We start from the raw sequence: 23,683 nt of genomic DNA, 5'->3' as shown, positions 1-23,683 counted from the left end.
CGCGTCCGAGGGACGCGGCCGTCGTGTTTGTCGATGGAGTGTTGAATGAATTCGCTGCAGAAATTGCTCGAATGGCTCGCCAACCTGGTCGAGCTGCTCGGGATGGCCTGGCCCTTCCTGCTCCAGGGCGCGATGTATACCGTGCTGTTCGCCGCGGTATCGATGGTCCTGGGCCTGATCCTCGGCTTCAGCGTCGCGGTGGTCCGGGTGACCAAGGTGCCGGTGGTCTCGCAGATCGCCGCGGTCTACGTCAGCGCCTTCCGCGGGACGCCACTGCTGGTGCAGATCTTCGTCCTGTACTACGGGCTGCCGAGCGTCGGCATCGAGTTCACCCCGGTCACCGCGGGCATCCTGGCGCTGACCCTGAATGTCGCGGCCTATCTCTCGGAGTCCATGCGCGGGGCGATCCTCGGCATCGACAAGGGACAATGGGAAGCCGGGCTCTCGGTCGGCCTGACCTGGGGCCAGACCCTGTGGAACATCATCACTCCGCAGGCCCTGCGCCTGGCGGTGCCGAGCCTGTCGAACAGCCTGATCAGCCTGATCAAGGACACTTCGCTGATCTCCGTGATCACCGTGACCGAGCTGATGCTGGCGACCAAGGAGGTCATCGCCGAGACCTTCCAGCCGCTGCCGCTCTATCTCGCTGCCGCCGGGATCTACTGGCTGCTTTCGGCGCTCTTCGAGCGTGTGCAGAAAGCCCTGGAGAACCGCCTGACCGCGCCGCTGCGGCGCTGAGCGTTCAGCCGCCGGCGTCGAGGCCGGCCAGGCAGACCGCGGCGCGGTCCAGCTCGTCTTCGTTGAAGACCAGCACGCCCATGCGCTTGAGGGCGGCGGCGGTCACGCCCTCGCCGGCGACCCGGCTGCCGTTGAAGCGCCCGTCGTAGTTCTCCAGGTTGCCGCAGGAAGGACTGCGCGCCTTGAGCACGGCCATCCGGATGTCATGGCGGCGGACCAGCTCCACTGCCGCCTCCGCACCCAGCAGGAATGCTTCGCTGACATCCTCGCCGTCGACGGTGAAGACCCGGTTCAGCCGGTCCAGCACTTCGCCGCCCTGGCCGCCGGGGATCTCCGCTGGCGGGCGGGGCGTCGGCAGGCCGCCGGCGACCTCCGGGCAAAGGGCGACGATCCGCCCCTGCGCATGCCAGCGCGAGAGCAGGTCGAACGGGCCATGGCTGCCACCGTCGTAGCGCACCAGGTGGCCCAGCAGGCAACGGCTGACCAGAACCTTCTGCATGGATGCTCCACCCCTTTGACAGGCACACAGAGTAGCCTGCCGCTCACCGATGGTCACGCCCGGTAACAGTAGCCGGGAAGCACCGGGGAAACCCGCCCTCGACCCAACCGGAGTTAGGCCTCGCGGTAGCGCTCCAGCGCCCGTATGGCGGGGACCAGGGCTATTTCTTGCCGATCCTTAGGATAGAACTGCGGGCGGCCCATGGCGAACCTCCGCCGCCCCGAGCAGACTGGCTTCCCGCGCAACCGCGAAGGACCCGCCCGTCATGCTCCCGACCCGCTCGCTTCTACCGTTTTTCCTGGCCCCCGCGCTGCTCGCCAGCGCTGCCAGCCAGGCGGCCATGGAGGCCCTGGACAACGACAGTCTCAGCCAGGTCACCGGCCAGGCCGGCATCAGCCTGCGCCTGGACCTGCGCGCCGGCGCGGCCAGGGTCGCCTGGGTGGACGACGGCGGCAGCCTCTCGCTGCGCAACCTGGTGATCGACAACGGCTGCGTGAAGGTCGGCGACTGCCCGGACGGGCGCGGCGGCAACATCCCCCTGGGCGCCGCCCAGCTCGGCCTGAGCCTGCCGATCTTCGGCGTCGAGCAGCCGACCCTGGCACTGGACGTGACCACCGGCAGCGGCGGCGGGCAGCAACTGGCGATCAGCCTGCCGGACCTCGCCACCATCAACGACCAGTTGATCGCCAGCGGCCTGCCGGCGCAGCGCATCCGCCTGCGGGTGGCCAGCGACCTGTACATCGGTGACAACTCGATCGGCCGCATCGAACTGCGCGACATCACCGACCTGCGCGGCACGATCAAGGTCTGGGGTCACTGAGGCGGCGACCCCGCCGAGGGTTCAGGAGAGTTGCAGGAGGGATTCGTTGCGCCGGCGGAACCAGCCGGTCAGCGACAGCCGGTCGCGGCTGGCGGGCAGGACTTCGTGCTCGGTGCCGGCGGACATGAACACCACCAGGCTACCGCCCGTCGGCTGGATGTCCACCTGCCGCTGCGGCAGGTGCAGGCGCAGCGCGCCGCCATGCTCGGGCAACCAGGCATCGTTGAGGTAGAGAACCGCGGAGACGGTGCGTGCGTCGTCGTCGCGGAAACGATCGACATGCTTCTGGTAATAGGCGCCCGGCGGGTACAGCGCGAAGTGGCACTCGAAATCCTCGAGGCCGAGGAACAGCGAGGCGTTGAGCGCCTGGCGCAAGCTGTCCATCACCCCCAGGTATTCGTCGCAGGCCTCGGATTCTCCGGGCTCCAGCCATTGCGTGAGGTCGCCGCGGATGCCTTCGCGGATCACCTGGCCGTCGCCGCGGCCGATCCCCGCCGGGGTCAGGTCGCCCGCGACCGCACGGGTGCGGCACTCTTCGGCCAGTCTGGTGGTCAGACGCTCAGGCATGAAGATGCTCTGGTGCGACCAGCCCTGGTCGACCAGTTCATCGACGATGCGATGCAGGAGTGGATGATTGACGTTGATGTGCATTGTCCATTGTAGCGTGCCGCCCCGGTGTCTCGACAAGCGGTCCGCCGCATGTCGACAATAGCGCCCCATGGACGGCACCACCCGAACGACGAGGCTTTCGCCGCCAAAGGAGTATCAATGCGCGCTTTGCTCGCCTTCGCTTTACTGCTGGTTGGTCTGCCCGCCCTGGCCGACCCTTATCAACGCCTGTACCAGGCCGCTGGCTGGCCCGACCAGCGCGCGCATTTCAGCGATGCCCTGGACGCGGCCCAGAAGCGCTACCAGGACAAGCTGCCACCCGCGCTCTACCAGACCCTGGTGGACAACAGCAATCGCCGCTTCGCCCCGGCCGAAGTCGACCAGCGCGCCCTCAACGGCCTGCGCGAGAACCTGCCGGACAGCGCCAGCCCGCTGAATTTCTTCGAGTCGCCGCTGGGGCGCAAGGTGGTCGCCGCCGAGGTGCTCGCCACCCGCCGCGACCAGTTGCTCCAGCACAGCAACGGCCTGCCGCGGCAGACCGCCAGCGAGCCACGCCGGGCCCTGGTCAAGCGCCTGGCCCAGGTCCTTCCGGCCCGAGAGGCCGGTGCGGAAGTCAGCCTGGCCCTGGCCGGGGTCGCCGCCGACAGCCTCAGCCAGATGCTTCCGGGCCTCCCCGGCCTGCTTGGCGGCGGACAGACCGGCCAGTTGCTGGAAGGCCAGCGCCAGCGCCTGGTGCAGCAGATCGGCGCGGACCTGGAGAACACCCTGCTGTATGTCTACCGCGATCTCTCCGACACGGAACTCACCCAGTACGTGAACTTCGCCGAGTCGCCGGCCGGCCGCAGCTACTACCAGGCGGCCCTGGCGGCGCTGAAAGCCGGCCTGGCGGTGGACCAGGCGGTCGCCCACTGATCGCCGCGGGGCCTGGAACTCAGGCCCCCAGCGCGTCGCTCAGGAAATCGAAATAGCGCCGCCGCAGCCCCTCGCTTTCGTTCGCCAGGTGATGGCGCGCCTCTTCCAGCAACAGTATCCGCGGCTCGTCGAATTTCTCCCGCAGCACCTTCAGGCCATGGCGCCAGTCCACCGTCTCGTCGGACTCGCCCTGCACCACCAGGGGGCTCAGGGCACGCCGAGGCGCCCGCTCGATGCGCGGCACCCAGCGGGTTAGCGCGCCGACCCAGGCGGTCGGCAGGGTGCGCGGCTGCAACGGATCGTGCTCGCGGAGGAAGTCGAGGAACTGCGGATCGCTGGAGTTCTCCGAGAAGCGCCGCGGGATCGAATCGACGAAAGGACTCAGCAGGCGGTAGCTGAGCTTCGACCAGCCCCAGGCGCGCGGACGCACCAGCGGCGCCAGGAGAATCGTCTCGCCCAGCTCGGGACGTTCGCCGCCGTGCAGCAGGTAGTCCAGCAGGATCGCCCCGCCGGTGCTTTGTCCGCAGAGGTGCCAGGGCGCCGCCAGGTCGAGTTCGGCAGCCTGGCCCAGCAGGCCTTCGAACACCGCCTGGTATTCGGCGAAGTCGCGGATGCTGGCCCGCTCGCCTTCGGACAGGCCATGCCCCGGCAGGTCGCAGGCGAGCACGGAGAAGCCCATGCCCAGCGCCCAGTCGACCACGTGCCGATACAGTCCCATGTGGTCGTAATAGCCATGCATCAGCAACAGGCTGCCGCGCGCTTCCGGCAGCAGCCAGGCCTGCACCGCCAGGCGGCGCCCGTCGACCGCCATGCTGCCGAGCCGCGCTTGCAGGCGCGGATGGCGGGAGCGCAGGTCCAGGCCGTAGTAGGCCTGGTAGGCGAGGACGGCGGCGTCCGCCTCGGCCGCGGCCAAGGGTCGCAGGTGCTGGCGCAGGTAATCGGGGTTGAAGGCTTCTGACATCGGCGGTTCCGGGCTGCAATCGATTCGTGGCCGGGCCACGGGCGAAACCCAGGGATATTCAGCTGCGCGCGAACACATGGCAAGCTTGGCACCCGTTTTCCGTGTGAATGCCATGACTCCCCGCCGCAAGACGCTCCTCGTCAGCCTGGTCGGCCTGCTCTGGGCCGGCGGCCTGCTCGCCGCCTACTGGTGGTTCGAGATCCGCTACATCCGCCCGTTCAGCGAGCAGACCACCCTGTTCTCCGGCGACAGCCTGCGCCTGCCGGCCGAGCTGGCCGGGCCGGGGGCGATCCGCCTGGTGCATTTCTGGGACCCGGCCTGCCCCTGCAACGTCGGCAACCAGCAGCACCTCGGCGAGCTGATCGAACGCTTCGCCGGCAAGGGCGTGGAGTTCCATGTCCTGCAGAAGCCTGGCAGCCAGGGCCGCCTGCCGGACAACCTGGCCGCCCTGCGCCCCCTCGCCGGTCTGCCCGGTTCCGAGCAGTTGCCGGCCAGCCCGGCCGTGGCGATCTGGGACCGCGACGGCCGCCTGGCCTACTTCGGCCCCTATAGCGAGGGCGCGGTATGCACCTCCAGCAACAGCTTCATCGAACCGATCCTCGAAGCGCTGCTGCAGGGACGTCCGGTGGATGCCACCCATACCCTCGCCGTGGGTTGCTACTGCCCCTGGACCCCGGAAAAAGGCTGACCTGGCTCAACACCGGGCCTTCCGGAGGGGGCGCCGGAAGGCGTAGCGGCTACACTGCCCGGGTCGGCCCACGAGGGGCCGTTGCCGAACCAAGGAGTCGCTGCATGTCCCTACGTCCCACCCTCGCCCTGCTCGCCCTCGTCAGCCTGCCGCTGATGGCCGCCCAGAACGACCCTCAGCCCAGCAGCAAGGAACTGATGAAGGAGCACCAGGCGCAGATCCAGAACGACCTGGCCGACGTCGACTACAAGCGCAAGCGCATCGTCGAGGCCAACATGAACCTCACCGACCAGGAAGGCGAGAAGTTCTGGCCGATCTACAACACCTACCGCACCGAGTCGGACAAGCTCAGCAAGGAAACCCTCAAGCTCCTGCTCGACTACGCCCAGGCCTACAACAGCGGCAACGTCAGCGACGACCAGGCGAGCAAGCTGATCGAGCGTGTCGACGACCTCCAGGAGGACCGTCTGGAACTGCGCGACAAGTACGTCAAGCGCATCGCCAAGAACGTCTCGCCCAAGCGCGCCATGCGCTTCCTGCAGATCGAGATCCAGCTCGACGCCATCGCCACCCTGGAGATCGGCCGTCAGGTACCGCTGGTCGAGTAACCCTCTTCCCGCTTCGCCAGCCGCGCCCTGTATTGCTCCGGGGGCGCGGCGTGCCAGCGGCGAAAGGCCCGGTAGAACGGCGACAGCTCGGCGAACCCGCAAGCCTTGGCCACCTCGCGGATGGCGCGACCGGCCAACAGCATCTCGCTCGCCCGCTGCCGGCGAACCTCATCGCGAACCTGCCGGAAACTCGCTCCGCCAGCGGCCAGCGCACGCTGCAAGGCACCGCTGCCAAGACCCAGCTCCGCCGCGCACTGGCGCAAGCCATAGCCCTCCCCGAGGCGCAGCTCGATCAGGTAGCGCACGCGATTGAGCAAGCGGTTCTCGCTGAGTTCGCGGGACTGTTCTTCCGCGTGGCGGGTCAGCACGTCATGCATGTCCGGATTGGCGTTGCGCGAAGGACGCCGCAGCAAGGCGGCGGAAAACACCAGGGCATCGTGCGGCCGCGAGAACAGCGGCAGCCTGCCGAACAACCGGCGGTGTTCGCCCAGCCGCGGCGGGGCTCGGTGGCGGAACTCGATGCGCTCGGCGACGAACTCGTCGTCGCTGATCAGCGCCAGCAGCTTGAGGAACAGCAGCATCAGGCATTCGATCTGCTGGCGCAGCGAGGCATAGCCCAGGTAGTTGATGTCGAGGATCAGCCTTGCCGTTTCCCCTTCGACCTCGAGGCGCGCGGCGAAACCGCCGGAGAGAATGTGCTGGAAACGCACGAAGCTGCGCAGCGCCTCCTCCAGGTCGCGCGCGGACAGCAGCAGGTAGCCGACCACATCGAGCAGGCGCGGCTTCATTGCCTCGCCCAGGTGCAGGCCGATGTCGGCATCGCCGGTCACCGCCGCCAGCTCGGTCCAGAACAACGGGGCGTTGTCATGCACCAGGCGGCCGCCCAGGGTCGGCGGCGGCAGCGGGATACGCCGGTAGACGCTGCGGTAGACGCGGGTGGGGTCGAGCCCGAGGGCGTCCAGGGCTTCATACAACAGACGCCGCAACGTGGCGGAATGGGTCAGGGGGCTGGTAGACGGGTCGTCCTGCATGGCGGCTCCTCGCGATTGACCAAAGACTTCCAGGGTCCGAGCATTCGGTCAATGCCGCAGGCCGGCGGCATCCGCAGAATGCTCGGCACTACAACAAGGAGAAAGGATCGATGAAACGCACCCTGACCGTGATCGCCGTGGCGGTCGCCGCCGCGGCTGCCGGCGGCGCCTGGTACCTCCATGCCAAGCAGCCGCTCCGCAACGGCTCGCTCGCCCTGGCCCACCTGCAGGCGCCGGTCGACGTGCGCTACGACGAGCGCGGGGTTCCGCACCTGTACGCGCAGAACCAGACCGACCTCTACCGCGCCCTCGGCTACGTGCACGCCCAGGACCGCCTGTTCCAGATGGAAATGCTGCGGCGCCTGGCGCGCGGCGAGCTGGCCGAAGTGCTCGGAGCCAAGCTGGTGGATACCGACCGTCTGTTCCGCACCCTGCGCATCCGCGACCACGCCGCCGAATACAGCGCCCGCCAGGACAAGCAGTCGCAGCCCTGGAAGGTGCTGGAGGCCTATCTGGACGGGGTCAACCAGTTCCAGGAAAACAACCCGGCGCCGCTCGAATTCGACCTGCTGGGCATACCCAGGCGTCCCTTCACCCCCGAAGATACCCTGAGCATCGCCGGCTACATGGCCTACAGCTTCGCCGCCGCCTTCCGCACCGAGCCGGTGCTGACCTACATCCGCGACGAACTGGGCAGCGACTACCTGCGCATCTTCGATCTCGACTGGCATCCGCAGGGCGTGCTGACGCCCTCCGGCGCACTGGGCGCCGGCGACTGGAAGGACCTCGGCGCCCTCGCCCGTCTCAGCCAGCAGGCCCTGGAGGACGCCGGCCTGCCGCAGTTCGAGGGCAGCAACGCCTGGGTCGTCGCCGGCAGCCGCACCGCCAGCGGCAAGCCCCTGCTGGCCGGCGACCCGCATATCCGCTTCGCCGCGCCGGCGGTATGGTACGAGGCCCAGCTGAGCGCGCCCGGCTTCGAACTCTATGGCCACCACCAGGCGCTCAACCCCTTCGCCTCGCTGGGCCACAACCGTGCGTTCGGCTGGAGCCTGACGATGTTCCAGAACGACGACCTCGACCTGGTCGCCGAGAAGGTCAACCCGGACAACCCCAACCAGGTCTGGTACCAGGGCAAATGGGTCGACCTGCAGAGCGAGGAGCAGGAAATCGCGGTCAAGGGCGCCGCCCCGGTGAAGCTCACCCTGCGCCGCTCGCCCCACGGTCCGATCGTCAACGACGCGCTCGGCGCCAGCTCCGGCAAGACCCCGATCGCCATGTGGTGGGCTTTCCTCGAGACCGAGAACCCGGTGCTCGACGCCTTCTACCAGCTGAATCGCGCCGATACCCTGGCCAAGGCCCGCGCGGCGGCCTCGAAGATCCATTCGCCAGGACTCAACCTGGTCTGGGCCAACGCCGCCGGCGATATCGGCTGGTGGGCCTCGGCGGCCCTGCCGAAGCGGCCGGAGGGGGTGAACCCGAGCTTCATCCTCGACGGCAGCAAGGGCGAGGCGGACAAGTCCGGCTTCTATCCGTTCGCCGACAACCCGCAGGAGGAAAACCCGGCGCGCGGCTACATCGTCTCCGCCAACTTCCAGCCGGTCCCGGCCAATGGCCGGCCGATTCCCGGCTACTACAACCTGGCGGACCGCGGCCAGTGGCTGGATACCCAACTGGCCGACCGCGGCACCAAATGGAACCTGGACAACAGCCGCGCGCTGCAACTCGGCAGTCGCACCGGCTACGCGCCGCGCCTGCTCGCACCCTTGCTGCCGGTCCTGCGCGAGGTGGTCGACGACGCCGAAGGCAAGCGCCTGGTCGAACAACTGGCGGCCTGGAACGGCGACTACCCGGTCGACTCGACCGCCGCCACGCTGTTCAACCAGTTGCTGTTCCAGATTGCCGAGGGCGCCTTGCACGACGAACTGGGCGATGCCTTCTTCGACAGCCTGATCGCCACCCGCGCCATCGACAGCGCGCTGCCTCGGCTGGCTGGCGACGCCGACTCGCCCTGGTGGGACGACCCCCGCACAGAACGCCGGGAAACCCGCGCGGATATCGTCAGGGCCGCCTGGAACGCCTCCCTCGCGCATCTGCGCGGCACCCTCGGCAACGACCCGTCCGGCTGGCTGTGGGGCAAGGCGCATACCCTGACCCACGAGCACGCCCTGGGCCAGCAGGCGCTGCTCAGGCGCCTTCTCAACGTCGGTCCGTTCGCCGCCCCCGGCACCCACGAGGTACCGAACAATCTGTCGGCGAAGATCGGCCCGGCCCCCTGGGCGGTCACCTACGGTCCATCGACCCGGCGCCTGGTGGACTTCGCCGACCCGACCCACAGCCTCGGCATCAACCCGGTCGGGCAGAGCGGCGTGCCCTTCGACGGCCACTACGACGACCAGGCCGAGGCCTACATCGAGGGCCACTACCTGCCGCAGCACTACGAGGAAAACGAGGTGAAGGCGAACAGCAAGGGCGTGCTGGTGCTGGAACCGAAGCGCTGAGCCGGCCGGCGTGGGGTCGGGCGAGTAGCCGCATGGTGGTTGTCCGCCGGGTACAACGGGGTATCGGCGGATAACGCCTCGGGCGTCGCCCTACGGAGCGTAGCCAGGCATTTCCTGCCACCGACACGCCAATGAAAAAGGCCACCCGCAGGTGGCCTTTTCTTTTCGGCGGAGGGCTCAGGCCGGGGTCGGCGAGCCTTTCTGCCAGTCGGTCGCGGTCTCTTCCATCGCCTGCTGGATCGCCCGGCGACGCCGCTCCTCGGCCTGGCGAGTGAAGTACCAGGCGAAGAAGGTGAACAGCGAAACGCTCAGCAGGATCAGGCTGGCCACCGCGTTGATCTCCGGCTTCACGCCCAGGCGTACCGCCGAGAACACTTCCATCGGCAAGGTGGTCGAGCCGGGTCCGGAGACGAAGCTGGCCAGTACCAGGTCGTCCAGCGACAGGGCGAAGGACATCATGCCGCCCGCCGCCAGCGAGGGCGCGATCATCGGGATGGTGATCAGCAGGAACACCTTCCAGGGCTTGGCGCCCAGGTCCATCGCCGCTTCCTCGATCGACAGGTCGAGTTCACGCAGGCGCGCCGACACCACCACCGCCACGTAGGACGAGCAGAAGCTGGTGTGGGCGATCCAGATGGTCACGATACCCCGTTCCTGCGGCCAGCCGATCAGTTGCGCCATGGCCACGAACAACAGCAGCAGCGACAGGCCGGTGATCACTTCCGGCATCACCAGCGGCGCGGTGACCATGCCGCCGAACAGCGTACGACCGCGGAAGCGCGGGATACGGGTGAGGACGAAGGCCGCCAGGGTGCCGAGGAGCACCGAGGAGAACGCCGTATAGAAGGCGATCTCCAGGGAGCGGCCGACCGAACTGACCAGTTGGGTGTTGTCCAGCAGGCCGACGTACCACTTTACCGACCAGCCGCCCCACACCGTCACCAGCTTGGAGGCGTTGAACGAATAGATCACCAGGATCAGCATCGGCAGGTAGATGAAGAGCAGGCCGACGATCAACATGACGTTGGAGAAATTCCAGCGCTTCATACCTTGCCCTCCAGTTCTTTGGCCACGCTTCTGGATGGAGAGCCTGTTGAACGGGATACGGAGCGGGATACGCTGTGCTGGCTCATACCTTGCCCTCCAGTTCTTTGGCCTGGTTCTTGTTGAACAGGATGATCGGGATGATCAGGATCGCCAGCATTACCACCGCCAGGGCGGACGCCACCGGCCAGTCGCGGTTGTTGAAGAACTCCTGCCAGAGCACCTTGCCGATCATCAGGGTCTCGGGGCCGCCGAGCAGTTCCGGGATGACGAACTCGCCCACCGCCGGGATGAACACCAGCATACAGCCGGCGATGATGCCGTTCTTCGACAGCGGCACGGTGATCTTCCAGAAGCTGGTGAAGTTACGCGCGCCCAGGTCGGAAGCGGCCTCCAGCAGGCTCGGGTCGTGCTTCACCAGGTTGGCGTAGAGCGGCAGGATCATGAACGGCAGGTAGGAATAGACGATGCCGATGTACACCGCGATGTTGGTGTTGAGGATGGTCAGCGGCTCGCTGATGAGCCCCAGCCCCATCAGTACGCTGTTGAGCAGGCCGTTGTTGGAAAGGATGCCCATCCAGGCGTAGACCCGGATCAGGATCGCCGTCCAGGTCGGCATCATGATCAGCAGCAGCAGGACGGTCTGCGAGGACTGGCTGGAGCGGGCGATGGCGTAGGCCATCGGGTAGCCCACCAGCAGGCAGATCAGGGTACTGATGAAGGCCATCTTCAGCGAGCCGAGGTAGGCATCGATGTAGAGCGGGTCATCGGTCAGCATCAGGTAGTTGCCGAGGTTGAGGAGCACCTGCAACTGCTGGTCCGCGTAGGCGAAGATCTCGGTGTAGGGCGGGATGGCCACGTCCGCTTCCGCCAGGCTGATCTTCAGCACGATGGCGAAGGGCAGCAGGAAGAACAGGAAGAGCCACAGGAACGGCACCCCGATGACCGCATGCCGCCCGGTGGGCATGCGCTTTTTCAGGCTGTTGGCGAATTTCATGACTGCAGTACCACGCCGCTGTCGTCGTACCAGCTGATGTACACCGACTGGTCCCAGGTCGGCCGGGCGACGTGGCGCTCGGCGTTGGCCATGAAGGCCTGGACGATCATCCCGGAGGCCAGCTTGATGTAGTACACCGAGTGGCCGCCAAGGTAGGCGATGTCGTAGACGGTGCCCTGGGCCCAGTTGTGCCCGGCGTGTTCCAGGTTGTCCGGCTTCTGCGCGCTGATCATCACTTTCTCCGGCCGCAGCGCGTAGGTGATGCGCTTGTCCTCGGCGCGGGTGCTGATGCCGTGGCCGATGTAGATCGGGTTCTCCAGCTGCGGGCAGGCGATCACCGCATGGTCCTGCACGTCCTCCACCAGCACGCCGTCGAACAGGTTGACGTTGCCGATGAACTCGCAGACCAGGCGGCTCGCCGGGGTCTCGTAGATGTCCATCGGGCTGCCGATCTGCTCGATGCAGCCAAGGTGCATGATGGCGATGCGCTGGGCCATGGTCATGGCCTCTTCCTGGTCGTGGGTCACCATCACGCAGGTCACGCCGACGCGCTCGATGATCTCCACCAGTTCCAGTTGCATCTGCGAGCGCAGCTTCTTGTCCAGCGCGCCCATCGGCTCGTCGAGCAGCAGCAGCTTCGGCCGCTTGGCCAGCGAGCGAGCCAGGGCCACCCGCTGGCGCTGGCCGCCGGAGAGCTGGTGCGGCTTGCGCTTGGCGTACTGGGTCATGTGCACCAGCTTGAGCATCTCGGCCACGCGCTCGTCGATCTCGGCCTTGGGCAGGCCGTCCTGCTTGAGGCCGAAGGCGATGTTCTGCGCCACGCTCATGTGCGGGAACAGCGCATAGGACTGGAACATCATGTTGATCGGTCGCTCGTAGGGCGGCAGGTCGGTGATGTCCTGGCCATCGAGGAAGATCCGCCCCTCGGTGGGCCGCTCGAAACCGGCGAGCATGCGCAACAGGGTGGATTTACCCGAGCCGGAGCCGCCGAGCAGGGCGAAGATCTCGCCCTTGTTGATGGTCAGGGACACGGTGTCCACCGCCAGCGTCTCGTCGAACTGCTTGGTTACCCGGTCGATCTTTACCAGCACCTCTTTCGGCTGCTGGTTGCCCTCTAGGGCTTTCTTGTAGGCACCGGAGGCTATCGCCATTACCACAACTCCCAAGTCGTTGAGCCCGGTCACGCTACCGGGCGGAATTTGAACTTATTTGCCGGTCTTGATCCGGGTCCAGGTACGGGTCTGCAGGCGCAGCACCTTGGCCGGCAACACGGCGGAAACGTAGAGCTTGTCGAGCACGGCCTGCGGCGGATACACCTCCTCGCTGTCGCTGACGCTCTTGTCCATCAGCGGGCGGGCCCCCGGTATCGCGTTGGCGTAGCCGACATAGTCGCTGACCTTGGCGATCACCTCCGGACGCAGCAGGTAGTCGATGAACGCATAGGCGTTATCGGCGGCCTTGGCATCGGCGGGAATCGCCATCAGGTCGAACCACAGGTTGGCGCCTTCCTTGGGAATCACGTACTGGATGTCGATGCCCTTGCCGGCCTCTTCGGCGCGGGCAGCGGCCTGGAAGACGTCCCCGGAATAGCCGAAGGCGACGCAGATGTTGCCGTTGGCCAGGTCGGAGATGTACTTGGAGGAGTGGAAGTAGCTGACGTAGGGGCGAACCTTGGTCAGGACTTCCTCGGCCTTCTTGTAGTCCTTCGGGTCGTGGGTGTTGGGGTCCAGCCCCAGGTAGTTGAGGGCGGCGGGCAGCATCTCGTCGCCGCTGTCCATGAAGGCTACGCCGCACTTGGCGAGCTTCTTCATGTTCTCCGGCTCGAAGAGGATGGCCCAGGAGTCGATCGGCTGGTCACCGAGGACTTCCTTGACCTTGGCCACGTTGTAACCGATGCCGTTGGTGCCCCACAGGTAGGGAACCGCGTACTGGTTGCCCGGGTCGCTGACCTCCAGCTGCTTGAGCAGCGCCGGATCGAGGTTCTTCCAGTTCGGCAGCTTGCTCTTGTCCAGCTTCTGGAAGGCACCGGCCTGGATCTGCTTGCCGAGGAAGTTGTTCGACGGCACCACGATGTCGTAACCGGAGTGGCCGGAGACCAGCTTGCCCTCGAGGGTCTCGTTGGAGTCGAAGACGTCGTAGCTGACGTCGATCCCGCTCTCCTTGGTGAAGTCCTTGAGGGTGGTGGGAGCGATGTAATCGGTCCAGTTATAGATGTGCAGGCTCTTCTTCTCCGCCTGCACGGGGCCCGCGATCGCCGTAGCCAGAGCGGCTACCAGCAGTGTCTTGCCAATGGAATGTTGCATGTCCGACTCCTGTTCCGGGCCTTTTCACGGCAGCACCCTGCCTGTTCGACCCGTGTTCTTCAAGTGCCGATGTAAGCCCAGATCACTCGGGTTTCATGACAACCCGACGATTCCGCCGGGAAACATGAGTGAGCTGGGTTCCCTACCGGCGTGTTGGTTTCAGGTTTTCCGGGCCCTCGGCCCCGGTGCGAGCGACACGACCGGCCCCGGCGCGGCAGATTGGCGCAGCGCCCATGGCAGCGTCTTCGTCGTCGATACTGCGTCCGGTCGTCGGGCCCCCAGGAGGAAGCGTCTGGACGAACGGGCAAAAGAGTCGAACCTCTTCGCAGGGGAGCGTGGCCGGAGGAAACCCGGCCGCGTTCCGGTTCTCTCGTGCCGGAGCGCCGGCGGCTTCAGGCGCCGCCGGGCTCCTCGCGGATCACTTGCCGGACTTGATCTTGGTCCAGCTGCGGGTCATCGCCCGCTGGGTCTTGGCCGGCAGGTCGGGGAAGGTATACAGCTTCTTCATGACCTCTTCGCTCGGGTAGATGCCCGGGTCGTTGCGGATCGCCTCGGACACCAGCGGGGTGGCCGCCGCGTTGCCGTTGGGGAACTGAACCACGTCGGTGATCTCGGCCATGATTTCCGGCTTCATCAGGAAGTTGACGAAGGCCAGGGCGCCCTCGGTGTTCTCGGCGTCCTTGGGAATGGCGACCATGTCGAAGAAGCTGCCGGCGCCTTCCTTGGGAATGTTGTACTTGACGGTGACCTTGTTCTTCGCCTCTTCGGCGCGGGACTTGGCCTGGTAGATGTCGCCGGAGTAGCCGATGGCGACGCAGATGTTGCCGTTGGCCAGGTCGGAAATGTACTTCGACGAGTGGAAGTAGGTGACGTAGGGACGGATCTTCAGGAACAGCTCTTCGGCCGCCTTGAGTTCCTTGGGATTGTCGGTGTCCGGCTTGTAGCCGAGATAGTGCAGGGCCGCCGGGAGAATCTCGGTCGGCGAGTCGAGGAAGCTGACGCCGCACTGCTTCAGCTTCTGGATGTTCTCCGGCTTGAATACCAGGTCCCAGGAATCCACCGGCGCATTGTCGCCGAAGGCCGCCTTGACCTTGTCCGGGTTGTAGCCGATGCCGATGGTGCCCCACATGTAGGGAATCGCATGCTCGTTGCCCGGGTCGCTGACTTCCAGGGTGTGCATCAGGTCCTTGTTCAGGTTCTTCCAGTTCGGCAGCTTGGACTTGTCGAGCTTCTGGTAGACCCCGGCCTTGATCTGCTTGGCGAGGAAGGAGTTGGACGGCACCACCACGTCGTACCCGGACTTGCCCGCCAGCAACTTGGCTTCCAGCACTTCGTTGCTGTCGTAGACGTCGTAGACGACCTTGATCCCGGTTTCCTTGGTGAACTTCTCCAGGGTGTCCGGCGCGATGTAGTCGGACCAGTTGTAGACGTGCAGTACCTTGTTGTCCGCAGCCTGCGCCATACCGGCCACAGAGCCCGCCAAGGTCAGGGCGAGCAGGGTCTTACCGAAACGTTTCATCATGCGGGGTAGCTCCATTTTTGTTGAAGTATCCGGGCGGTGGCGCAACCGATCGCGTCACCACCCGGTGAGCCTGGCCAACGCACTGGCGCAGTCTGGCAAAAGTCCGCTCAGGGACTCAAGCCAGGACGGCGGCGGCGGTCTGATCGAGGCACTTGCGCGCCAGGGTGATCAACTCATCGATCTGCGACGGATCGATCACCAGCGGCGGCGAGATAATCATAGTGTCGCCCACCGCGCGCATGATCAAACCGTTGCGGAAACAATGTTCCCGGCACAGCATCCCGACGCCCTTGTCGGTGAAACGCTCGCGGGTCTTCTTGTTCTTGACCAGCTCCAGGGCGGCGACCATGCCGACCCCGCGCGCTTCGCCCACCAACGGGTGGTCGGCCAGCTCCTGCCAGCGTTTCTGCAAATACGGTGCCGTTTCCGCCTTCACCTTCTCGATGATCTTCTCTTCGCGCAGGATGCGGATGTTCTCCAGGGCCACGGCGGCCGCCACCGGGTGACCGGAATAGGTGAAGCCGTGGTAGAACTCGCCGCCCTGGTTGAGCACTTCGACGATCTCGTCGCGCACCACCACCCCGCCCATGGGGATGTAGCCGGAGGTGAGGCCCTTGGCGATCGGCATCAGGTCCGGGGCGTTGCCGTAGTACTGGCTGCCGAACCACTCGCCGGTACGGCCGAAGCCGCAGATCACTTCGTCGGCGATGAACAGGATGTCGTACTTGGCGAGGATCTCGCGGATCTTCGGCCAGTAGGTGTCCGGCGGGACGATCACGCCGCCGGCGCCCTGGATCGGCTCGGCGATGAAGGCGGCGACGTTTTCCTCGCCCACTTCGAGAATCTTCTTCTCCAGCTGCTCGGCGGCCCAGACGCCGAATTCGTCCGGCGACATGTCGCCGCCCTCGCCGTACCAGTAGGGCTGGGCGATGTGGACGATGCCCGGGATGGGGAAATCACCCTGCTCATGCAACGCCTTCATGCCGCCCAGGCTGACGCCGGCGACGGTGGAGCCGTGGTAGCCGTTCCAGCGGCCGATCACCACTTTCTTCTGCGGCTGGCCCTTGGTCGCCCAATAGTGGCGGACCATACGCAGCACGGTGTCGTTGGCCTCGGAGCCGGAGCCGGTGAAGAACACGTGGTTCATGCCTTCCGGAGCGACGTCGGCGATCGCCTTGGCCAGCTCGACCACCGGCGGGTGGGCGGTCTGGAAGAACAGGTTGTAGAACGGCAACTCGCGCATCTGCCGGGTGGCGGCCTGGACCAGCTCCTCGCGGCCGTAGCCGACGTTGACGCACCAGAGGCCGGCCATCGCATCGAGGATCTTGTTGCCCTCGCTGTCCCAGATATAGACGCCTTCGGCCTTGGTGATGATCCGCGCGCCCTTCTCGTTCAACTGCTTGTAGTCGGTGAACGGCGGCAGATGGTGGTCGCGGCTCAACGCCTGCCACTCACGGGTCTTGGCGTTGGTGATTTGGCTGTTCATGTCACACCTCTTCTATTCAAGACTGTCCGGGAGCGGCGGACCACGCCGGCCGCCCCCGGTCAGGATCAAACGGAAAGCAGGAGGAATTCCCGCTCCCAGGAGCTGATTACCCGCTTGAAATTCTCGTGCTCCGCACGCTTCACCGCGACGTAGCCGCTGATGAACTTGCTGCCGAGATACTGCTCGAGGGGCTTGCAGTTCTCCATGCGCTCCAGCGCCGCTTCGATCGTCAGCGGCAGGCGCAGGTTGCGGCGTTCATAGCCGCGACCTTTGACCTGGGCGCTCGGCTTGATGCCTTCGACCATGCCGATGTAGCCGCACAGCAGGCTGGCAGCCAGCGCCAGGTAAGGGTTGGCGTCGGCGCCGGCGAGACGGTTCTCGACCCGGCGGTTCTCCGGGCTGGAGTCCGGCACGCGCAGGCCGACGGTACGGTTCTCTTCGCCCCACTCGACGTTCACCGGCGCCGAGGTATCGGGCAGGAAGCGGCGGAACGAGTTCACGTTGGGCGCGAACAGCGGCAGCACTTCCGGGATGAACTTCTGCAGGCCGCCGATATGGTGCAGGAACAGCTCGCTCATGGTGCCGTCGGCATTGGAGAAGATGTTCTTGCCGGTCTTCACGTCGACGATGCTCTGGTGCAGGTGCATCGCGCTGCCCGGCTCGCCGGTCATCGGCTTGGCCATGAAGGTCGCGGCGACGTTGTGCTTGAGCGCGGCCTCGCGCATGGTGCGCTTGAACACCAGGATCTGGTCGGCCAGGTCGAGGGCGTCGCCATGACGGAAGTTGATCTCCATCTGCGCGGTGCCTTCCTCGTGGATCAGCGTATCCAGGTCAAGGCCCTGGGCCTCGCACCAGTCGTACATGTCCTCGAACAGCGGGTCGAACTCGTTGGCGGCGTCGATGGAGAACGACTGACGCCCGGTTTCCTGGCGTCCGGAGCGGCCCACCGGGGCCTGCAACGGATAGTCGGGGTCGTCGCTGCGCTTGGTCAGGTAGAACTCCATCTCTGGCGCCACGATCGGCCGCCAGCCCTTGTCGGCATACATCTTCAACACGCGCTTGAGGATGTTGCGCGGCGACAGCTCGATGGGATTGCCGAGCTTGTCGAAGGTGTCGTGGATCACCATCGCGGTGGGCTCGATGGCCCAGGGGACGAGGAACACGGCATTCTCGTCCGGGCGGCAGACCATATCGATGTCGGCCGGGTCGAGCAGGTCGTAGTAAATGTCGTCTTCCACGTAGTCGCCGGTGACGGTCTGCAGCAGAACGCTCTCCGGCAGGCGCATGCCCTTTTCCGCGATGAATTTGTTGGTCGGCGAGATCTTGCCGCGGGCGATGCCTGTCAGATCGGAAATCAGGCATTCCACTTCGGTGATCTTGCGTTCCTTCAGCCAGCTGGTCAGCTGGTCTAACTTGGTAGTCATAAAGACCTCAGGGTTGAGAGTCCGGCCCCAACAGCCGGACTCAACGTTGCCCCGCCCTCTTGCTGCAGGCCTTACCGAAAGCCTGGAAGATAGCGAGATAGTTGGGGTTCGTCAGAACCTGCCACTCCGGGTGCCATTGCACACCAAGAGCGAAGGCTTTTGCACCTTCTACGGAGATGGCTTCGACCAACCCGTCAGGCGCCAGTGCTTCTACTCGAAGGCCCGGCGCCAGACGATCAACGCCCTGGCCATGGATGGAATTGACCTGGAACTCGCTCGGCAAGCCGATACCGGCGAGCACTCCGCCCGGCTGCACATGCATGGCATGGCGCGGCGCGTACTGAACCTCGAGCGGCTGGTCGGCCGGCTCGCGGTGGTCCATGAAGGTTCCGACCTCGTGCACCTTCTGGTGCAGGCTGCCGCCGAAAGCCACGTTCATTTCCTGGAAACCGCGGCAGATGCCGAGGACCGGAATGCCGGCGTCGATGGCGGCGCGGACCAGCGGCAGCGTGGTGGCGTCGCGGTCGGAGTCGTGGAGGGTGCCGGGCTCGCTCGCCGGTCCACTATAATGACGGGGCTCGACGTTCGACGGCGAGCCAGTGAAGAGCAAGCCGTCGACGCTGTCCAGCAGGGCTGCCTGGTCGATCGACTCGCCCAGCGCAGGAATGATCAGCGGGAGACCGCCAGCGCCGTTGACGACGGCACGCAGATATTTGTCGCCGGCAATGTGGTAGGGATGAAGACCGATCTGCTTGGTGCAGGCGGTGACGCCGATTAACGGCAGGCGAGACATGAGACACCCGTTGTTTGTAGATGTTATGGGGTTTGGCCGAGCTTAGCGTTGTTCATTTTTTTACACAATAGGCCTGTAAAAAATTGAACACGCACTCCTGAACACCCTTCGACGCGAGGTTTTTTTCGGCTTTTCGTCCGGCGAAAATGCCCTGAAAACGGCCTCAATGCCCCACAAGAGGGCGTTTTTGGCGGCTATTGACATCCCACAGGCTTTCGGATTGACTCATAGCCTACCCCCCGCATGATTGAAATTTTTAACAAAAAAGGTGTTGCATCATGTCGGTACCCCAGCGTGCCGTTCAGCTCACTGAACCGAGCGAGTTCCTCAAGGAACATCCCGAGGTCCAGTTCGTCGACCTCCTTATTGCAGACATGAATGGCGTGGTTCGCGGCAAGCGGATCGAACGCAACAGTCTGAACAAAGTCTTCGAAAAAGGTATCAATCTCCCCGCTTCCCTGTTCGCCCTCGATATCACCGGCTCCACCGTAGAGAGTACCGGCCTGGGTCTCGACATCGGCGACGCCGACCGGATCTGCTACCCGATCCCCGGCACCCTCTCCATGGAACCCTGGCAGAAGCGCCCGACCGCGCAACTGCTGATGACCATGCACGAACTGGAAGGCGAGCCGTTCTTCGCCGACCCCCGCGAAGTCCTGCGCCAGGTGGTGGCCAGGTTCACCGAGATGGAACTGACCATCGTCGCCGCCTTCGAGCTGGAGTTCTACCTGATCGACCAGGAGAACGTGAACGGCCGGCCGCAGCCGCCGCGCTCGCCGATCTCCGGCAAGCGTCCGCAGTCGGTGCAGGTGTACTCCATCGACGACCTCGACGAATACGTCGAGTGCCTCCAGGACATCATCGACGGCGCCCGCGCCCAGGGCATCCCGGCCGACGCCATCGTCGCCGAATCCGCACCGGCGCAGTTCGAGGTCAACCTCAACCACGTCAACGACGCCCTCAAGGCCTGCGACCACGCGGTGCTGCTCAAGCGCCTGGTCAAGAACATCGCCTACGACCACGAGATGGACACCACCTTCATGGCCAAGCCCTATCCGGGCCAGGCCGGGAACGGACTGCACGTGCATATCTCGCTGCTCGACAAGCACGGCAACAACATCTTCACCAGCGAGGATCCCGAGCAGAACGCCGCATTGCGCCATGCGATCGGCGGTGTGCTCGAGACCCTGCCGGCCTCCATGGCCTTCCTCTGCCCGAACGTCAACTCCTACCGCCGCTTCGGTTCGCAGTTCTACGTGCCGAACGCGCCGAGCTGGGGCCTGGACAACCGCACCGTGGCCCTGCGCGTGCCCACCGGCAGCTCGGACGCGGTGCGCCTGGAGCACCGCGTGGCCGGCGCCGACGCCAACCCCTACCTGCTACTGGCAGCGGTGCTGGCAGGCGTTCATCACGGGCTGACCAACAAGGTCGAGCCGGGCGCGCCGATCGAAGGCAACTCCTACGAGCAGATGGAGCCGAGCCTGCCGAACAACCTGCGCGACGCCCTGCGCGAGCTGGACGAAAGCGAGATCATGGCGAAGTACATCGACCCGAAGTACATCGACATCTTCGTCGCCTGCAAGGAAAGCGAGCTGGAGGAGTTCGAGCACTCGATCTCCGACCTCGAGTACAACTGGTACCTGCATACCGTCTGAGGTAGCGGTATCGGCGCGCCGGCTCCGGACCAGCGCCGTACGCAGCGAAATCCGGGGCGGTTTCGCAGACACTCAACGCGGGGGCGTCTGTGTCTGGGAAACCGCCCCGGTCCTTTTCTCGGAACCGGGAAATGTGCGCCACGGCACAGCCTGCCGCCACGCCTCCCGCCAGACTCGATGCTGGCCTGCATCAATGCCGCTGCCGCGTGGCTCCGGCACCATCGTCCGCTCCGTTCCGTCCAGCGAGAAGATTCCATGCCCCGCCTTTCCGTCCTGCTGTTCCTCGCCCTCGCACCCTGGCTGGCCCAAGCCGAGGAGACCCTGCGCGTCTACAACTGGAACGACTACATCGACCCGCAGGTGCTCGAGTCCTTCCAGAAGGACACCGGCATCCGCGTCGAATACCACACCTTCGCCACCGCCGAGGAACTGGACAAGGCGCTGCGCAGTGGCGAGGCGATCGACGTCGCCGTCCCCTCCCACGACACCCTGCCGGCCCTGCTGAAGGACAACCTGCTGCGGCCGCTGGACTTCACCCAGTTGCCCAACCGCAGCCATCTCGACCGTCAATTGCTGAGCAAACTGGCCGCGGTCGACCCTGACAACCGCCACGCCGTCCCCTATCTATGGGGTGCCGTAGGCCTGGCCATCAATACCCCGCAGGCCGAAGCCGCCTATGGCGGGCCGCTGCCCAACAGCTGGAGCCTGCTGTTCGACGCCAGCCAGAGCCAGCGCCTGAAAAGCTGCGGCATCAGCCTGCTGGACGCGCCGGACGAAACCCTGGCGATCCTCCTCAACTACCAGGGCCGCAACCTCGGTCGTACCGCTCCGAGCCAGGTACGCCGCGCCGCCGAGGCGCTGCACGGACTGCGACCGAACCTGCGCTACGTCGACAGCGAGCGCTACATCGCCGACCTCGAAGGCGGTCGCCTCTGCCTGGCCATGGCCTGGGTCGGCGACGCCCTGCGCGCGGCCAAGGCGGGCCAGCCGGTAAGTTTCGAGGTACCGCAGGAAGGCTCGGTGCTGTTCATCGACAACCTGGTGATTCCGGCCAGCGCCCAGCATCCACGACAGGCGCACCGCTTCATCGACTACCTGATGCAACCGAAGATCGCCGCACAGATCACCGCCGCCACCCTCTACCCCAGCGGCAACGCCGACGCCGCCGGCTTCCTCGATCCCGCCCTGCGCCAGCAACCCGGCCTGTATCCGGACCGCGACACCAGCCGCCGCCTGTTCGCCCTGGAAACGCCGCCGGAAAAACTCCGGCCGGTGGTCGACGAGATCTGGAAGGCCTTCCGCGGCGCCAGCCACTGAGCGGCTTGCCCCGGTCGCGTGAGCTGGCGTCCAATAGCCGCTCACGCCCGGAGACCCGCCATGCAGCCCACCTCGTCCATCCGCAAGCCCCGCGCCAGCAGCCAGGCCCGGATCGCCGCGATCCTCGACGCCGCTCGCGGCCTGCTCGCCGACGAAGGCATCGGCGGCCTGACCATCTATAGCGTGGCCGAACGCGCGGAAATGCCGCCATCGTCGGTCTACCACTTCTTCCCCAGCGTGCCGGCCCTGCTCCAGGGGCTGACCGGCGAGGTCCACGCCGCCTTCCGCGCGTGCCTCGAACAGCCGGTGGACCATGCAGGCCTGCGCTGCTGGCGCGACCTGTCGCGGATCGTCGAGGAGCGCATGCTGGCGGTCTACGCCCGCGACGCGGCGGCCCGCCAACTGATTCTCGCCAGCCACGGCCTGGCCGAAGTCACCCAGGCCGATCGCCAACATGACGTGCAACTCGGCCAGGCCATGCGCGCCCTGTTCGAGCGGCATTTCCTGCTGCCTCCGCTGCCGACCGATATCGAGATCTTCAGCCTGGCCATGGAGCTAGGCGATCGCGTCTACGCATTGTCGGTCCAGCGTCACGGGATCATCGACGCACGCCTGGCGGAAGAAGGCATGCGGGTGTTCGACGCCTACCTGGGGCTCTACCTGCCGCCGATCCTGGAAAAGCGTAGCGAACCATTAACCGGATTTATATCCGATTTAAATCGATAGAAAATCCATAAACTCCCTTAAACCGCTTCACAGTCCGATTTTTATCGGATATAAATCCGCCCATCACTCGATCGGGCGCGACACCCCGTTCCCGCCCGCCCGACCCACAACCGGCCGCCGCCAAGCCCGGCAGCCATCCGAGCCAGCACACGAGGTGTTCCATGACCCGCAACGTCACCGTCGCCGCCACCCAGATGGCCTGCTCCTGGGATCGTCCGGCGAACATCGCCCGCGCCGAGAAACTGGTGCGCCAGGCCGCCGCCAGGGGTGCGCAGATCATCCTGATCCAGGAACTGTTCGAGACCCCCTACTTCTGCCAGAAGCCGAACCCGGACTACCTGCAGCTGGCCACCACGGTCGAGGAGAACGCCGCCATCGCCCACTTCCAGGCCCTCGCCCGGGAGTTGCAGGTGGTATTGCCGATCAGCTTCTTCGAACGCGCCGGGCGCGCCCGCTTCAACAGCATCGCGGTCATCGACGCCGATGGCGGCAACCTCGGGGTCTACCGCAAGAGCCACATCCCGGACGGCCCGGGCTACCACGAGAAGTACTATTTCAATCCGGGCGACACCGGCTTCAAGGTCTGGCAGACCCGCTACGCACGGATCGGCGTCGGTATCTGCTGGGACCAGTGGTTCCCCGAATCGGCGCGCAGCATGGCGTTGCTCGGCGCGGAACTCCTGTTCTACCCGACCGCCATCGGTAGCGAACCGCACGACGCCAGTATCAGCTCGCGCGATCACTGGCAGCGCGTGCAGCAAGGCCATGCCGGGGCCAACCTGATGCCGCTGGTGGCTTCCAACCGCATCGGCCGCGAGGAGCAGGACGGCTACGACATCACCTTCTATGGTTCTTCGTTCATCGCCGACCCGTTCGGCGAGAAAGTCGAGGAGCTGAACCACACCGAGGAAGGTATCCTTGTCCACACCTTCGACCTCGATGCGCTGGAGCGCACCCGCAGCGCCTGGGGCGTGTTCCGCGACCGCCGGCCGAACCTCTACGGTCCGCTGAAGACCCTGGACGGCTCGCTGGAGTCCTGAGGCCTCGGGAAA

22 protein-coding genes are annotated in these 23,683 nt (G+C 65.7%); 10 read left to right on the top strand and 12 right to left on the bottom strand.

Going from position 1 to position 23,683, the window contains the following annotated elements:
• Positions 1-45 precede the first annotated feature (45 nt).
• Positions 46-738 carry an amino acid ABC transporter permease gene (locus M6E97_RS26645; protein ID WP_003084339.1) on the top strand — a complete coding sequence of 231 codons (693 nt, stop codon included), beginning with the start codon at positions 46-48 and terminating at the stop codon, positions 736-738.
• Positions 739-742: 4 nt separating this feature from the next.
• On the opposite strand, the gene M6E97_RS26640 is transcribed toward M6E97_RS26645, so the two are convergent.
• Positions 743-1,237 carry a DUF523 domain-containing protein gene (locus M6E97_RS26640; RefSeq protein ID WP_003084333.1) on the bottom strand — a complete coding sequence of 165 codons (495 nt, stop codon included), beginning with the start codon at positions 1,235-1,237 and terminating at the stop codon, positions 743-745.
• Positions 1,238-1,502: 265 nt separating this feature from the next.
• Here M6E97_RS26640 and M6E97_RS26635 point away from each other — a divergent pair, with 265 nt between their 5' ends.
• On the top strand, positions 1,503-2,057 hold the full coding sequence (locus M6E97_RS26635) for a DUF6160 family protein (RefSeq protein ID WP_009315025.1): 555 nt from the start codon (positions 1,503-1,505) through the stop codon (positions 2,055-2,057).
• 21 nt (positions 2,058-2,078) lie between these two features.
• Here M6E97_RS26635 and M6E97_RS26630 read toward each other — a convergent pair whose 3' ends face one another.
• The gene (locus M6E97_RS26630) at positions 2,079-2,777 is read right to left on the bottom strand and encodes a 2OG-Fe(II) oxygenase (protein ID WP_004346716.1); all 699 of its coding nucleotides are present in this window, start codon (positions 2,775-2,777) and stop codon (positions 2,079-2,081) included.
• A gap of 48 nt (positions 2,778-2,825) precedes the next feature.
• On the opposite strand from M6E97_RS26630, the gene M6E97_RS26625 reads away from it, so the two are divergent.
• Entirely contained in the window at positions 2,826-3,578 is a 753-nt protein-coding gene (locus M6E97_RS26625; protein WP_003110707.1) for a hypothetical protein, read from the top strand.
• A gap of 19 nt (positions 3,579-3,597) precedes the next feature.
• Here M6E97_RS26625 and M6E97_RS26620 read toward each other — a convergent pair whose 3' ends face one another.
• On the bottom strand, positions 3,598-4,539 hold the full coding sequence (locus tag M6E97_RS26620; protein WP_023095103.1) for an alpha/beta hydrolase: 942 nt from the start codon (positions 4,537-4,539) through the stop codon (positions 3,598-3,600).
• 76 nt (positions 4,540-4,615) lie between these two features.
• On the opposite strand from M6E97_RS26620, the gene M6E97_RS26615 reads away from it, so the two are divergent.
• Both M6E97_RS26615 and M6E97_RS26610 read left to right on the top strand, forming a co-directional pair.
• Positions 4,616-5,227, top strand: a complete 612-nt coding sequence (locus M6E97_RS26615; protein WP_003118762.1) for a DUF6436 domain-containing protein — start codon at positions 4,616-4,618, stop codon at positions 5,225-5,227.
• Between the two features lie 104 nt (positions 5,228-5,331).
• A complete protein-coding gene (locus M6E97_RS26610; protein WP_003112942.1) occupies positions 5,332-5,835 on the top strand; it encodes a transcriptional regulator in 504 nt (167 codons plus the stop codon).
• Here M6E97_RS26610 and M6E97_RS26605 read toward each other — a convergent pair.
• Positions 5,814-6,866, bottom strand: coding sequence for an AraC family transcriptional regulator (locus tag M6E97_RS26605; protein ID WP_003112941.1), 1,053 nt, complete (start codon positions 6,864-6,866; stop codon positions 5,814-5,816). The genes M6E97_RS26610 and M6E97_RS26605 overlap by 22 nt on opposite strands.
• 110 nt (positions 6,867-6,976) lie before the next feature.
• On the opposite strand from M6E97_RS26605, the gene hacB reads away from it, so the two are divergent.
• Positions 6,977-9,364, top strand: coding sequence for an N-acylhomoserine lactone acylase HacB (gene hacB / locus M6E97_RS26600; RefSeq protein ID WP_033939716.1), 2,388 nt, complete (start codon positions 6,977-6,979; stop codon positions 9,362-9,364).
• Between the two features lie 177 nt (positions 9,365-9,541).
• On the opposite strand, the gene M6E97_RS26595 is transcribed toward hacB, so the two are convergent.
• From M6E97_RS26595 to M6E97_RS26560, 8 genes are all read right to left on the bottom strand, one after another.
• Positions 9,542-10,411: an ABC transporter permease subunit gene (locus M6E97_RS26595; protein ID WP_003084307.1), complete on the bottom strand. Its 870-nt coding sequence runs from the start codon at positions 10,409-10,411 to the stop codon at positions 9,542-9,544.
• Between the two features lie 82 nt (positions 10,412-10,493).
• Complete coding sequence (locus tag M6E97_RS26590) at positions 10,494-11,375, bottom strand: ABC transporter permease subunit (RefSeq protein WP_003121722.1); 882 nt, start codon at positions 11,373-11,375, stop codon at positions 10,494-10,496.
• Between the two features lie 26 nt (positions 11,376-11,401).
• Positions 11,402-12,556 carry a polyamine ABC transporter ATP-binding protein gene (gene potA, locus M6E97_RS26585; protein ID WP_003084303.1) on the bottom strand — a complete coding sequence of 385 codons (1,155 nt, stop codon included), beginning with the start codon at positions 12,554-12,556 and terminating at the stop codon, positions 11,402-11,404.
• Between the two features lie 54 nt (positions 12,557-12,610).
• Positions 12,611-13,708: a spermidine-binding protein SpuE gene (spuE, locus tag M6E97_RS26580; protein ID WP_003084301.1), complete on the bottom strand. Its 1,098-nt coding sequence runs from the start codon at positions 13,706-13,708 to the stop codon at positions 12,611-12,613.
• A 418-nt stretch (positions 13,709-14,126) separates the two neighbouring features.
• Entirely contained in the window at positions 14,127-15,230 is a 1,104-nt protein-coding gene (gene spuD / locus M6E97_RS26575) for a putrescine-binding protein SpuD (protein ID WP_003084299.1), read from the bottom strand.
• Between the two features lie 115 nt (positions 15,231-15,345).
• Entirely contained in the window at positions 15,346-16,716 is a 1,371-nt protein-coding gene (spuC, locus tag M6E97_RS26570) for a putrescine--pyruvate aminotransferase (RefSeq protein ID WP_003084297.1), read from the bottom strand.
• A 65-nt stretch (positions 16,717-16,781) separates the two neighbouring features.
• Positions 16,782-18,140 (bottom strand): glutamine synthetase family protein, encoded by a 1,359-nt coding sequence (locus M6E97_RS26565; RefSeq protein WP_003084290.1) that lies wholly within the window; start codon positions 18,138-18,140, stop codon positions 16,782-16,784.
• Positions 18,141-18,180: 40 nt separating this feature from the next.
• Positions 18,181-18,933, bottom strand: a complete 753-nt coding sequence (locus tag M6E97_RS26560) for a gamma-glutamyl-gamma-aminobutyrate hydrolase family protein (protein ID WP_003112938.1) — start codon at positions 18,931-18,933, stop codon at positions 18,181-18,183.
• A gap of 278 nt (positions 18,934-19,211) precedes the next feature.
• Between M6E97_RS26560 and M6E97_RS26555 the strand changes: the two genes are divergently transcribed.
• The 4 genes from M6E97_RS26555 to aguB all read left to right on the top strand — a co-directional run bounded on the left by M6E97_RS26555 (position 19,212) and on the right by aguB (position 23,671).
• Positions 19,212-20,588, top strand: a complete 1,377-nt coding sequence (locus tag M6E97_RS26555; RefSeq protein WP_034005637.1) for a glutamine synthetase family protein — start codon at positions 19,212-19,214, stop codon at positions 20,586-20,588.
• 255 nt (positions 20,589-20,843) lie between these two features.
• Positions 20,844-21,905, top strand: coding sequence for a polyamine ABC transporter substrate-binding protein (locus M6E97_RS26550; protein WP_003084273.1), 1,062 nt, complete (start codon positions 20,844-20,846; stop codon positions 21,903-21,905).
• Positions 21,906-21,965: 60 nt separating this feature from the next.
• The gene (locus M6E97_RS26545; RefSeq protein WP_003084271.1) at positions 21,966-22,631 is read left to right on the top strand and encodes a TetR/AcrR family transcriptional regulator; all 666 of its coding nucleotides are present in this window, start codon (positions 21,966-21,968) and stop codon (positions 22,629-22,631) included.
• A gap of 161 nt (positions 22,632-22,792) precedes the next feature.
• The gene (aguB, locus tag M6E97_RS26540; RefSeq protein ID WP_003084270.1) at positions 22,793-23,671 is read left to right on the top strand and encodes an N-carbamoylputrescine amidase; all 879 of its coding nucleotides are present in this window, start codon (positions 22,793-22,795) and stop codon (positions 23,669-23,671) included.
• Positions 23,672-23,683: the final 12 nt, after the last annotated feature.

It is taken from the genome of Pseudomonas sp. B111 (assembly GCF_026428275.1).
GTDB lineage: Bacteria > Pseudomonadota > Gammaproteobacteria > Pseudomonadales > Pseudomonadaceae > Pseudomonas > Pseudomonas aeruginosa.
This window is presented reverse-complemented; position numbering and strand designations above follow the sequence as displayed.